Below are 14,015 nucleotides of genomic sequence, written 5' to 3' on the forward strand. Positions count from 1 at the left end.
AATTAAACTTTGCTTTTCAGTCTGTTAAGCGCCTGCTGGCGCTCCGGCATATTTGATGCGCCTTCGCGCTCAACGGCCAGCGAGGCAAAGGCAGAGGCAAAGGTTGCCGCCTGCATCAGCGGCTGACCGTCGGCAATTGAAGCAGCCAGCGCGCCGTTAAAGGCATCTCCGGCACCTGTGGTATCAATACTCACGGCGGGGAAAGCGGGAATGTGCTGGAACTGCTGATTCTCATACAGCAGCGCGCCGCGGGACCCCATCGTGATAATGATGCAACGAGCCCCCAGTTCGGCGATGGCAGTGGCAGCACGACGGGCGCTCTCCAGATTGGTGACCTCGATTCCGGAAAGCAGCGACGCTTCCGTTTCATTAGGCGTAATAACATCCATATATTCCAGCGCTGGAATAATATCGGAGGAATAAGGTGCAGGGTTCATAATGACTTTTACGCCCAGCGCTTTTGCCAACTTCATGGCATTCAGCGTGGCGAAAAAATTATTTTCCAGTTGTAGCAACAGAACGCTGGCATCTTCCAGCTCTTCTTTCAGTTCCGCGATTTCTTTTTCACTGATTGTTTTATTTGCACCGGAATAGATGGCGATCATGTTTTCGCCATTCTCCTGTGAAACATAAATAATTGCACTGCCTGTTGGTTCTTCTTCTGACTGATAAAGTTTAAAAGAATAAATTTCAGAGGAAGAGAGATGCTCCATAGCAAACTGGCTGAACTGATCTTTCCCTACTTTAGAAACAAAATGCACTTTCGCCCCGGCACGGCTTGCTGCCTGCGCCTGGTTTGCGCCCTTCCCGCCCGGCCCAAGCGAGCTACCCAGCGCCATCAGCGACTCTCCGCCTTTCGGAAATCGAGCCACTTTCGCCACGATATCTACGTTAAAAGAGCCGAGAATACAGACTTTATTTTTCATATTATCCACTGAACCTTTCTCATATTTCCTCTGCTTGATATTTTTCAATAAAACTTCAAAATCATTGTCAGTTTCGGAAATTAATTTTGATTGCAGGCTCTTACGAATAATAATAGCGCCACCATGACAGCGTTGAATATATCCCTGCTGTGCCAGCATTCGCAGATCACTGCGTATGGTTTCTTTCGTTACGCTAAAATACTGAGCCAGATGCTTTACCGTTGCACTATTATGTTTATCCAGAAAATTAAGGACATTGATTCTCCTCTCGTCCATAAACATATTCACCCCCCGTTGCTGACTGAAGCATAGGGTAGGCGCATTGGCTAAAAAGTGATGAATATCCTGGAACAATCAAAAAAACAAAAACAAACAAAAACCAAACAATAAAGAAACAATGTAACCCTCGGTTAGTTATAGCGTTAATCCTGATTCGCGGCGCGGCATGTGAGAACGCGCTAAGGGAAATCAGTCCCGATTGTGTGGTCTGACAAAGCTCTTTCCGTTCGGAGTTACGCGTTGTTCTGGCAGGCGGGTGCAGAGAGATGACGGGCTTATCAGAACAGACTGTCGCGTGATCCCACGCTTTTTATCTGCTCAATAAACAGCACGCGGAATAGGTTGGCGTGGTCAGAATAACATCACCTGACCACGTTACGGAAAGAACGGCGACATCGGGTATCACCGTGAATCATGCCATAGCCGCCTGCTGACCGGCATCTGGACATCTTGCCTGATGTTTACTTCGCGCCGTCAACCAGCTGTCGCAACATCTCAATATGAACGGGTTTATCATTGAGCGCCGGTATGTAAGTAAACGACGTTCCCCCCGCATGCATGAAGATTTCCCTGTTCTGCTCATCCAGTTCTTCCAGCGTTTCTAAACAGTCTGCTGCAAAACCCGGGCTGATTACATGCAGGCTTTTGATGCCTTCATTCGGCAGATTTTTAATCGTCTCATCGGTAAAAGGCGTTAACCACGGCTCTCGGCCGAATCGGGACTGGAACGTCATAATGATCTTCAGCGATGGCATATTGAGGGCGTCAGTGAGTAACTGGGTCGTTAACTCACAGCGTTGCTGGTATTTATCACCCTCACTGGAAAACCTGACCGGTATTCCGTGATACGAAACCAATAGCGCATCCGGCACACCGTTCGCCTCAAAAGACTCAAGCACCGAGGTTTTTAATCCCTCAATGTAGGCCGGATGATCGGCATAGTCATTGACGAAATTGATGGCTGGTGTGTAGCGGTTCTTCATTTTTTGCAGGTGACGGCTCACGCTATCCCAGACAGATGAAACCGTTGAAGATGAAAACTGCGGGTACATAGGGATAACAATGATTTTCTCGACGCCTTTTGCAAGAAGTCGGTCAATTGCCCCCCCGATACTCGGTTCACCATAACTCATCCCCAGCTCGACGGGCATCCCCGTCGCCTCTTGAAGCAGGCGGGCCTGACGGACGCTGTAAACCATCAAGGGCGAGCCCTCATCCATCCAGATAGAGGCGTACAGTTTCGCCACTCGCTTTGCACGCAATGGGATAATCACACCATGCAGGATCGGGCACCAAATGATTCTGGGTAAATCAACCACCCTGTAGTCGTGCAAAAATTTCGATAAAAATGTTTTAACCGCAGCAGGCGTGGGTTCTTTTGGTGTTCCAAGGTTAACAATTAAAACACCCTGTTTATTCGTCATTAGCTGGGACCTCTGAAAACCCATGGAAAAAAAGTGCCTGAATAATGTAACACACTCAAGGACATCATCACCTCCGTCTGCACCGCTTGCGCGCATTGACGCGAAACGGAGGTTTATATATTTACGCATCCCGGTTGATGGGCAACGGCCGTTCAACCCTGAGTTAACTGACTACGCGCTTTGTTGCTGTCGCGTTGACCGGCTTTCAGCACAGGCCGCCAAAAAACGTCTCCGCCAGCACCTGGCGTAGGCTGTCCGGTTTTAAAAAAGACCAATCTGCCAGTGACACGTTGAGGCGTCAGTGTGACGTTAAAACCGTCATGCGCAGCGACAGCCCCTTTTCTGATTTTTGACCGGGTTTTACTTACTCAGTCAAAACATCAGGTTGTATCTTATCATCGCCCTGTCGACAAAAGACCAATAGCTCTGATAAGTCACCTTTTCATTTCACACCTGCTCGCTTTTTGTCCCCCTGCCTGACGAAAAGACAGCCGCTCAATCATCACATTCATACCGGGTTTGATATCACATCTTGTCGACATTTCGATTTATCAAAGTGAATATTGAGCGTGCTAATATTTAGGAATCTATGTTAACAGTGCTCTGGCAGGCGCATCTCCAGCAACATCTGGCGACCGCTTCACGCCATTCAGCGGAATTCACCTGCCGGAGCCTGGATAAAGTAAAACCAGATCGCAGTCATGAATCAGGCTGGTGCCACCACTTTCGCCATCAGGCGTTTTCGGGACGGAAATAATTATGCGTACAGGGGTTTCTTCAGGCGAAGCATCGTTGCTGCAACACCGGTCATTTGTGGCGTTCTGGCTGGCCCGAACCTGTTCTTCATTTGGTTTTCAAATGTTTTCCGTGGCCGTCAGCTGGCAAATCTATGCGATAACCCACAGCGCCATGGCGTTAGGCATGATTGGCCTGATGCAGTTTCTGCCTTCGGTACTTTTGGCTTTGCCTGCAGGTCATTTGGCCGATCAATTTGACCGTCGTCGTATCGTCGTCATTGGGCAACTGATTGAGTGGGCCGCGCTGCTCGGCCTGGTGGCACTAACGTTACTGCACTGGGCAGATCAAATTGAAATTTGGGGGTTAGTCTTCCTGATCTCCCTTGCTAAAGCGCTGGAATGGCCAGCCATTACCTCTATGCTGCCTGCGTTGGTCCCGCCGCCGATTCTGGCGCGCGCGATGGCGGCCAGTTCCGTCGGCGGTCAGGCCGCGGTGATTGTCGGCCCGACACTGGGCGGACTGCTTTATGTGGCGGGGCCCGAAGTCGTTTACGGGGTTTCCGCCCTCTTCTATTTGTTGTCGCTGATCTTAATAAGCCGCTTACGTTACGAACGCCCTCCTCAGGTGCGCGTGCCGATGAATCTGTCAAACATGTTTATGGGCGTGCGCTTTATCCGCGAACGTAAAGATGTGCTCGGCGTGATATCGCTCGACCTGTTCGCTGTGCTACTGGGCGGCGCAACGGCACTGCTCCCTATCTTCGCCCAGGATATTCTGCACACCGGGCCATGGGGCCTTGGTCTGTTGCGCGGTGCGCCGTCGGTAGGTGCGCTGTTGGTCGGCGTCTGGCTGAGTCGCCACAAACTGGAAAAGCATGTCGGCATGATTATGTTCGGCTCCGTTGCCGGCTTTGGCCTGGCAACGCTGCTGTTTGCCCTTTCGACTCAGCTATGGCTCTCACTGCTGGCGCTGGCGGCGCTGGGCGGTTTTGATATGGTAAGCATGGTGATTCGCGGCGCGCTGGTTCAACTGGATACACCCGATACGATGCGCGGTCGCGTCAATGCGGTTAACGCCATCTTTATCAATACCTCAAACCAGTTGGGTGAGTTTGAGTCGGGGCTGTTAGCGGCATGGATGGGCGCGGTGCCTGCCGCCGTCATTGGTGGCGTCGGGACGCTGGTGGTGGTCGGGCTATGGATGACGCTGTTTCCGAATCTGCGGAAAAGGCAGAAGCTTGAGAATGAAACGGTGGAGTGATTGGAGGATGGGGTGTAAGCACCAAGCCGAACGCCAAACTTTTCATTGGCAGAGTTTGGCTTGAGCACTGAATGTACTGCAAGCAATTTGAAACTTAATCAATCCAATATGGAAATTTATTTGTGCCTCAGATAGTAAGGTGTTTTAAAGGCACTTTATGCATATTGAATGATCTACAGAGCTCTAATTACAGTTCTTATACTTCCATTTTTAAAGAGCATAGATTTGAGTATAATAAAATTCATTATTTCAACTAAAAAATTTTAGAAGAACCATAAAAAAATATAAAAAACACCATCAAAAAAACATAAGATATAAAAAATCATCTAAAAAACTAACAACACAGAGTTACCAATAATAAAAATGATAAATAAAATGTAAAATCTCATCTATTTTTACATTAACCTTTTTATAAACCGACCGATAATAAATAAAAATGACAAAATTAATTATGTTTTAACTTAAAGAGTCTAAATAAAAAATCATTGGGGATGACAAGTCCCGCTCAGCTTAAGCCAAGCGGCACTATTGGGAATGAGTAAAGATCTGAACAAAAAAAGCAGATCATTTAAACAACGCCAACGCATTGTGGAATTAATCTTTATTCACCCAACCACCCTTTTGGCAGCCTTTCCATATTCTTTATCATCAACCAGACTTTTAATAACATCAAACGCTTCAGGGATATCTTTATTATCTTTCAATAAATCAAAGGCCGCACTTTTAAAAAGGATGTAACTATCTCCTTTTATTAACTTGGAAGCAAAAATTATTTCATCTTTCCCTATATCAAGAAGAGACAAAGTATTTATGCAATTAACGATCAAACTATCATCTTCAGTTTCATCAGACTTAATAATGCTAATTAGTGATTTTCTTATAAAATAGTCATCATAATCACCTTTATACAAACCCAAAACTTTAACCGCCTCAATTCTTATATCATCATCGTCATCATTTTCTACCACCTTTAGAAAAAACTCGGCTAATTCCAAATCAAGCTTCTGATCAAATTCACGTAAGAATTCAAACTGCGACTCTCTGCTTAGGTTACTGTATTCCTTAATGATTTCTTGAGTTTTTTTCATTTCTAACCCTATTTGATTATCAGTCTTGAGCTAAGTTTAGTCACATCATCAGGTAAATCTAAGATTTGATGTGCAATTTGAGATGCATTACCGCCTATGATTGAGTTTTCACGAGACAGACCGATTCTGCTTACATCTGTAGGTAAACCTCCAGTCCGCATATCTGGTTCATGCAGCCACACATTTCCATCGCCAGCTGAACCTAATGCTTTAACATGGTTTCGCCCTTCTCTCTCCAGGGCTGCATTGTAGTTATTGATTCGTCTTTTTAAACCTGACATCCCTTCAGCCTTAATTATTTTATTAAAGGCCCTGGTTTGTCCTCGCATTTGTCTCCGCAACTCACGTATGTTACTAACTTTATTAGGTTTTAATCTATGATTATACGTAATTGTCGCACATTTAAGTCCTAAGGGGTCAATCCATCCAAGAGGATTCGATACGTAAGCATAAGGATTATCTCCCCCCAACAGCCCTATCGGGTCCTGACTAATATACCCTGCAATCTCCGGATCATAGTACCGATAGCGGTTATAGTGCAAACCCGTCTCGGCATCAAAATACTGACCCTGAAAACGCAGTGGGTTTTCAATCCTGTCAGCAAATACCTGGCCTTTTTCACCCCAGGCACCGGTTTTTTCTGCCCAGACAATCTCGCCACTCACAGACGTCAACCTGACAGGTGCGCCATTGGGATCGCAGTGATAGTGCCAGCTTTGCCTGCTGTCGCCCTGCTGCGTCAGCAAAGCCAGCGGACGAAACGTACCGGGATAATACACATACTCCCGCATCGTACCGAACAGCGCCGCCTGAGCTTTTTGTCGCTTAAGGCGACTGCCGGTATCGAAGATACTCAGCGCCGCTAAGGATGCGTGCGTGCGGGTGACCGTCTCGCCCGCCAGCGCATCATCCTGCCAGTAGAACCAGCGGGTTTCGCTGTCGGTTTGTTTGAACACCCGGCGGCCAAGCCCGTCGTAGCCATAGCGTACCTGGCTGCTGCCTTTACGTACCGCGATCAGTTGTCGATTCTCATCCCAGAGAAAATCTTCTTTTTCGTCCTGTTCGCTCGTCGTCTCTGTCATTCGACGGCGCTGACGCAGCTCGCCCGCGCGGTCAAAGACATAACGTACGCCCTGATGCACGCCTTCACGAAACCAGCCTTCCGCGCTGTCGTTGACCTCACGGGTTTGCGTTTGCAACGGGTTACCCGTTGCATCCTGCACAAACTTTCGCAGTGCGCCGTCCGGGGCGATATGGGCCGTCAACCTGCCAACAGGATCGTAACGGTAGCGATCACAGCCCCACTGGCTGTCCTCGCGCGCGGTGATATTCCCGCTTTTGTCATAGACAACGCCGCTGGCGAACAGCGGTAAATCGTTTTGCAGCACCTGTTGTGAGGTGAGCCGTCCCTGATGGTCGTAATTCAGGGTGCGCGTGAGTGCTTCAGACAGCTGTTCATGGATACAGCGTCCCGCGGCATCGTAGTCAAACGTGATCGGCGTATCGCCATTCAGTTGCACCGTGCGTATACGTGCGTACGCATCGTACCCGTAAACCACCCGGTGGCCGCTGTCGCTTTCACGCACGCTCAGACGTCCCTGTGAGTCGTACTGATAGCGCAACTGAAAGCCGTCCTGATCGTCTGTCAGTAACCGTCCCGCGTCGTCGTAGCGCCAGCTCAGTCGTCGCCAGGGGTTCTGGCAGAGCACCAGCCGCCCGCAGGGATCGTAATGAAAGGTCGCCTGCAAGGTATCACCGCTGCGCCGTTCACTCAGTCGTCCGGCCTTATCGTAGCCATAGTGCACTTCACGTCCAAGCGGATCGCGACGTGCGATCAGGCGGCTGCCCTTATCCCAGCTGTACTGCGTTTTCTGTCCCCAATAATCCTGCTCTGCGATCACGCGTCCGAGCCCATCGCGTTCCATCTGCCAGCGTTGACCAGATTGATTGATCACGGCCAGCAAGCGGTCCTCAGGATCGTATTCATAACCCAGTCGTGCGCCATCAGAGGTTTCACAGGCGGTAAGCATGCCGGTACCGTTATAGTGGAAACGCGTGGTCTGTCCCACTTCATCGGTAAAGGCGACCGGTTCATCTTCACGGTCATAGTCTATCCGGACATCGCCGCCCGTCGGGTCGACCGTAGCGATGAGGCGATCTTTGGCATCCCAGTAAAAGCGGGTCACGCTGTGACCGGCATCGGTCCGTTCGAGGAGATTGCCGCGCACGTTGTGCCTGAAATGCGTGGTGCCCGCTCCCGCCACGCTGACCGTCAGCAGGAAGCCAAAGCGGTCATAGCGATAATCGGTTTGCGGTGAGCCTGGCTCATTGGCCTGGGTAAGTTGCCCCAGACGATCGAACTGATACGTTGCCGTTATGCCACCCGGATCGGCACTGGCAATCAGATTGCCGCCACTGTCGTAGTCGGCGTGCCAGACCGCGCCTTTCTGATCCGTGATCGCTAGCGGCAGGCCATCATCGTTGTAAACGGCCTGCACCATACTGCCATCGGGTAAATGCTCGGCCACCATGCGTCCCTGCGCATCGTAATCCCACCGGTGAACGCTGCCGTCTGGTTCAATCACTTCCACCGTTCGGCCAACGTCGTCGTAACGAAACACCGTATTGCCGCCACAGGGATCGATTTCAGCGATCGGCAGGCCATTATCATCAAAGGTGATACGTGAGAGATGGCCCAGTGAATCGGTTACCTCAACCTCATTGAGCAGCGGTTCGTAAGCAAAGTGATAATCCCAAACGCCGCCGTCGCCCCAGGCATGAATAACGCGCCAGTCTTCATTGTACTGGTAGTGAAACCCCTGACCGTTCCGATCAAAGTGGCTGACAAGATAATGGTGTTGATAGTCAAAACGTCGGGGATGCGACAGCGCATCAATTTCGGCGCTCAGTTGGCCATTCGCGTGGTATTCATAGCGCGTGAGTGGTGTAATTTCACCGTCAAGCGCATTGTGCAGGCGCAGCGTACTCAGGCGGCCTTTATCGTGGGTGACAAGAATTTCTCGTCCGGTCAGCCCTTCAATACTGAATTCACGGAGCAGCGTCAGTGCTCCCTCGTGCCAGTCGAAGGCCCAGCCATTGCCGTGACGGTCGGATAACTGCTGTATCGGTAGCTCTCCATCGGCACCGGTGAAATGCCACAGACTGCCCCCTTCCTGTTCGACGCACCAGGTCATCCTGCCCTTCGCGCTGTCCCGCCACAGACGGCTGCCATCCGGCAAGCCCATTACCGCATGTTCACGCCCGTCCGCCTGCGGGAGCGTGGCAAACAGTGTCATCCCATCTGGTTGGGTAAAAAACGCGACACCTTCTTCAGTCAGGATTTCAAGCCGCGTGTCGGCAGGCGTCAACCAGCCATAACCGCAAAGCCCTGCCGTATCAACATCGGCCGAGGAATAGGTCCGGTTCCAGGCCAGCGGCAAGCGGCCTGACAACATAAAATCCTGCTGTTCGAGGCTGACGCTGCCATCGCGGATATCAACGGGTTCGGCGCGCAGTACACGGCATTTGAGAAAACCGGGCTCCATGTTGCGAAACAATTTGCGCCTGTGCTGGGCAAAGCGCTTCATGAAATTTTGCCACTTCACCGACTTCCTGAGCGTCTTTAGTCCCTTACCCAGACCGCTTAATCCGGCGCGCATCAATAACGCCATCAGGTTGATGGTCGGCGGGCCCCCCACGATCACGTTGTTAGGAATGGCAAGATTAAAGGTCAGCGGCAATGTCAGGGAAAGCGGCTTTGGCTTGGTGGCGCGTTTGAGGCGGAACGGCGGGATCATGCCGATGATGTTACAGCTCAGCACCGGCATACCGATGCGTGAAAAGGGTTCGCCGTCGACTGAGACGGTTTTACTGCCCATGAACAGCTCGTCTTCAATCTGCGGACCGCCCGGCATACGCAGTGGCGGCACCCAGGCGCCGCCAACCGGAATATGTACCGACATTCCGCCCGTTCCGGCGCTGGCGCGTTTGATGCTGTTGACATGTACCGTAGTGCCAATCAATGGCAGATAGTCGAACACATCAAACACAATGCCAATATGTGGCGTCGGTAACGGCCAGGGATAGGTATGAATATCCAGTCCTAGCTGCGGATCAAAGTGCGCGCCGGAATGCATGGGTTATGCCTCAGAAGATGGCACGCAGCAGCGCGCGTAAAAAGGTTCGGACCTCGGTCGCCAGACCGCTGTCGGAAAGGCTCAGGAACAGCAGTGCGAGTACCGTTACGACGACGATAAGAATGATGCGGTTTTTCATACTGCGTTGCTCCCTGCATTTTCAGGTGATGATGGATTTGCACTTCCCCACGCTGGCAGGCTTTGCCATTCGCCTGGAGGTGCATCAAAAGGATGGGCGATATCCGGCAGGCCGTTCCACTGGGGATGCAACTGCTCCCGTGCCAGTTGGATAACGCGACGAAAACTGTCGTCACCGTTACGAATAAGCGTTTCTCTTTCCTCGCGGATCAACAGGAAGGTGGCCTCAAGCTGCAGTTGCAGACGGCTTTCTGTTTTCCTCACCGATTCGGTGTTGGGTGGGCAAGGTAAGCCCGCCTCTGCCTGCTGGATCAGCCGCTGTTTATCATTCTGCCAGCGCGTGGCACAGGCTTCGATGGCCTCAGTACGGCGCTTATCGTGCATGCGCAACAAATCCTGGAAAACCAGCGGCAGTGTGGTTTCCCCGCGCTCCGCCAGCGGGATGCCGCCTGCCGCCTGCACGGCTTTGCCGTACGCTTCCATCGCGGCGGCATGATGACCTGACAGCCACAGACAAAACCCCGACATGCGCCAGCCTTCAAGGGAAAAAACCGGATGCGGAATCGTCTGGGCTTCCAGCGCGGCCTGACGATAGACTTTTGCGGCCTGCAAATAGGCTTTGTTGGCGAACCATGCTCCGGCTTCACCAAAGGTACTTTGGGTACGAAGCTGGCCTTTTACAGCGGGATCGTCGATGGCGCTGGAGACGTTTTGTGCCTCACGGTAATGTCCGACCGCTTTGCTGTGGTCTTTGCCTTTAAGCCAGCCGCCTGCAATCAGGTTGTGCAACATCGCCTGCTGATCGTGCCAGCCGCGCCGCTGCGCGACGGCCAGAGCCAGGTTGCCCCGGGCGGCCACCTGGGCGGCGCTGCCTTTCTCCAGTAGCAACATGGCATCCGCCAGGTAACGACGCAGCAGCAAACGATCGGAATCGGTATCACTTTGCTGCTGGGCGGTCTGATGCATCACCTTCATGCCGTCGACATCATCGACAATCAGTTGTACGTGTTCAGGATGGGCCTCGTACAGCGACTGCCACAGGGGCTGCTCGGTGGTATCGATCAGCAGCAAACGCGGTGCGGGCTCGGCGTCCTGCCGCCAGCTTTCGAGCCAGCGCATCATGGCGCGCTCGTCGCTGACGGCGGCGGGTTTTAGCACCAGCATCAGATAACGTAAATCGTCGGGAAAATGACGGGCGAAGTCCTGCAACAACAGCCGTAACTGCGCCGCAGAATAGCAGGGTTGTAGCGCATCGCTGTTCCAGTCGGCCACATCGGGCGTGGCTTCGTAGTGCTCAATAAACTCCCGTGCCAGCGCCTCGCTGTAGCCATAGCCTGTTTCAAAGGCGGTCGTCAGGCTCAGAAACAGGTCAGGGACTGAACGTCCTTCGGGATGCTGTTGCAGGGCAAGAAAGGCGTCAAGAAGCGACTCGCCTGAAGCCGGTACGCGCCAGATAAACAGACGCGCGTCACGGTTCTCACTGGCGGTGAGCCAGCTCAGCTCCAGCTCACTCATCACGCGTTCGGTTGGGTTCTTTGCAGCACTCATGTCACATCCCTGTCAGGCATTCAGCTCAATTTTTTTACCATTCACCATCACGCCTGCGGCATTAATGGTAATGGTCGATCCGCCAGCAGTGATTTGCACGCTGCCATTACTGATTAAAATCCCGCTCTCGCCCACATTAATATGGAACGTGTCTGTTGCGCTGTCCGCAACGCTGCCCTGGGTAAAGCGCGTATCACCGCCGGTAATACTAAGCGTGCGGCCTGCGCCGATCGTCACGTCTTGCTTTTGCGCAATCGTGCGCACCTCATTGCTGTTCACGGTGACGTGGCGATTGCCCGTCACGTCGAGCGTCTGATTTCCTGTGACCTGCACTGCGCGGTTTTGCTGCACGCTGACCTTTTCATTGCCCTGAACCGTGCGGGTTCGGTCCTGAATCACCGTCAGCGTTTGTTTCCCTTCCACCGTGCCGGTGTTGTTACTTTTCACCGTCGTCGTGTGATTGCCGGTAATGGTTTCATCGCGATTTTGATCCACGCTCAGGGTTTCGTTGCCCTTTACCGTTTCTGTGCGATTTTGCTGGATCGTCGTGGTTTCATTGCCGTTGATCGTTTTACTGCGATCCTGGCCGACAGTTACGGTCTCGTTGCCGTCTACCGTGCGCGTGCGGTTCTGTTTGATATGACTGGTTTCGTCTTTGCCTACGGTTTTGGTCCGGTTGCTGCCGACATCATGGGTTTCGTCGTTTTCAACTTCGGTGTCCATGTTGCGTTCGGCGTGCAGCCACAGCTGCTCCTGACCCGGTTTATCCTCAAAACGCAGCGCATTGGCATTGTCTGGCGAGCCGTCTTTAGAGCGGCTCATAAAGCCCATTTGGGTTGCCGCAGCCGGCAGCGCCCATGGCGGCATGCTGGCTTCGTTATAGACGCGCCCGGTAATAATCGGACGGTCAGGGTCACCATTGATAAAGTCGACCACCACCTCATCGCCCACGCGCGGAATCTGAACGCCACCGAACCCCTGGCCCGCCCAGGCGCTTGACACGCGCACCCAGCAGGAACTCGTATCATCCCCTTTAGCCAGCCGATCCCAGTGAAACTTCACTTTGACCCGACCGTAGCGGTCGGTCCAGATGCTTTCGCCCTTCGGCCCGACCACCTTCGCCGTCTGGGGCCCGCCGGTGCGCGGCCAGGGCGTTTTCTGCTCTGGACGAAACACCACGCTTGCCGGAATCACCGAGAAGGTCGTGCGATGGATGGTTGCGCTGTCGGGGCCGCTGGCGTAGCGATTCTCTTCGAACTCGTATTCGGCACCGGTAACCAGGTACTCTCCGGCATCGCTGAAGAAGGCGGCATTGGTGAGTTGAAAGGTGCTGCCTGGCACAATGCCCATGGCGGTGGCGGTGCCCTGAGTTTGCTGATGCTCCACCTGCCAGCGCTCCTGACGGATGCGTGCATAAAACTCGCCATGACCGTGTTCAACAAAACGGCCCGGCCAGTCATAGACATCGATGGTGCCAGGAGAGGGTGACTGCGGGTTTTGTCGCGCCTGGAAAAGCCAGGCGTTGGGCTTACGGAAATCGTAGTCGTCCAGACTGTACAACCCCGGCGTTACGCTGTCCGTCAATGCCCACTGGCTGATGCCCTCTTCGCTGGTTGTGCCGCCCGAGGGCGTTTGATGGTAGGGAATAAATTCGTAGCCGCTAAAGGGCTTGTATTGTGCAACGGCATCGGTGAGCACGATCGTGTGCTTGTCAGCCTCATGGCGAACGTGCCAGGCGATGCCTTCCAGCTCCATCAGGCGGCTGATGAAATCAAAACTGCTTTCCTGATACTGAACGCAGTAATCCCAGTTGCGGTAACTGCCTGTCAGGTTATTTTCCACATTAACCTGATACTCGCCGAATAACGTCTGCACAATCTGTGGAACCGTCTGTTCCTGAAAAATGCGCAGGTTGCGATCACGTTTCATTGGCCACAGGTCGGGCTCAAGCGTGAGCTGATAAACCGCATAGCGCGTACCGGATAACTCCACCGCGCTGACGGCAACCCGGGTGATCTTGCCGTTGAGATAGCGCGGGCGCGCCAGAGTTTGCGTTGGGATAATCAGGGTGGCGGATTTGCCCAGCAGCGCGCTCCGTTCGATGCGCGCATCCGTGCCCAATACCTGCAAATTCAGCGTAAAGGATTCGGACAGCGCCTCTCGTCCGGAGAGCTTCCAGAACAGCAGGCCTTCAACAGGTAACTGAACAGTAATACGATTAAGCATAAACCAGACCCTAACGTCAGACGAAAGCCACGCCGGGCTTCGTTGGTGCGTTTGTCGTTGTAGCGTAGAAATAGCCTGATGAACAGTTAAAGTAAATAAGACAATGTCCAATATGTTACTTAGATACTAAGAAGTGTGAGAGGCTATTACATTCGCGGCAGAAGCTTGCATTTCCTGGGGTGAGCGGCAAAAACCAGGCGCTGCAAAGGGAAAAAGACCGGGTGAGCGGCGCAGGAATGCGCGCGTATAGTG

Annotated in this window: 8 protein-coding genes; 1 reads left to right on the forward strand and 7 read right to left on the reverse strand. The window is 52.5% G+C overall.

The genetic code is table 11. The features are described from left to right. Positions 1-2 precede the first annotated feature (2 nt). Together rbsK and hemH are read right to left on the reverse strand one after the other, a co-directional pair. The gene (gene rbsK / locus A6A26_RS18025) at positions 3-1,208 is read right to left on the reverse strand and encodes a ribokinase (RefSeq protein WP_063880007.1); all 1,206 of its coding nucleotides are present in this window, start codon (positions 1,206-1,208) and stop codon (positions 3-5) included. A 458-nt stretch (positions 1,209-1,666) separates the two neighbouring features. Further along, positions 1,667-2,629 carry a ferrochelatase gene (gene hemH / locus A6A26_RS18030; RefSeq protein ID WP_063880008.1) on the reverse strand — a complete coding sequence of 321 codons (963 nt, stop codon included), beginning with the start codon at positions 2,627-2,629 and terminating at the stop codon, positions 1,667-1,669. A gap of 759 nt (positions 2,630-3,388) precedes the next feature. Here hemH and A6A26_RS18035 point away from each other — a divergent pair. Further along, positions 3,389-4,627 (forward strand): MFS transporter, encoded by a 1,239-nt coding sequence (locus tag A6A26_RS18035; RefSeq protein WP_063880009.1) that lies wholly within the window; start codon positions 3,389-3,391, stop codon positions 4,625-4,627. A gap of 605 nt (positions 4,628-5,232) precedes the next feature. Here the strand turns inward: A6A26_RS18035 and A6A26_RS18040 are convergent. The 5 genes from A6A26_RS18040 to A6A26_RS18055 are packed head-to-tail and all read right to left on the reverse strand — an operon-like array spanning position 5,233 to position 13,763. Next, positions 5,233-5,715, reverse strand: a complete 483-nt coding sequence (locus tag A6A26_RS18040) for a hypothetical protein (RefSeq protein ID WP_063880010.1) — start codon at positions 5,713-5,715, stop codon at positions 5,233-5,235. Between the two features lie 8 nt (positions 5,716-5,723). Beyond that, on the reverse strand, positions 5,724-9,851 hold the full coding sequence (locus A6A26_RS18045; RefSeq protein WP_082875206.1) for an RHS repeat-associated core domain-containing protein: 4,128 nt from the start codon (positions 9,849-9,851) through the stop codon (positions 5,724-5,726). A 10-nt stretch (positions 9,852-9,861) separates the two neighbouring features. Next, entirely contained in the window at positions 9,862-9,990 is a 129-nt protein-coding gene (locus tag A6A26_RS26180) for a hypothetical protein (protein ID WP_096010432.1), read from the reverse strand. Further along, positions 9,987-11,537, reverse strand: coding sequence for a hypothetical protein (locus A6A26_RS18050; RefSeq protein WP_063880011.1), 1,551 nt, complete (start codon positions 11,535-11,537; stop codon positions 9,987-9,989). Before A6A26_RS18050 ends, A6A26_RS26180 begins: the two co-directional genes overlap by 4 nt. A 12-nt stretch (positions 11,538-11,549) precedes the next feature. Next, entirely contained in the window at positions 11,550-13,763 is a 2,214-nt protein-coding gene (locus A6A26_RS18055; protein ID WP_063880012.1) for a type VI secretion system Vgr family protein, read from the reverse strand. Positions 13,764-14,015 lie beyond the last annotated feature (252 nt).

The sequence above is a fragment of the Pantoea sp. OXWO6B1 genome, assembly GCF_001641135.1.
GTDB classification, from domain to species: Bacteria; Pseudomonadota; Gammaproteobacteria; order Enterobacterales; family Enterobacteriaceae; genus Pantoea; species Pantoea allii.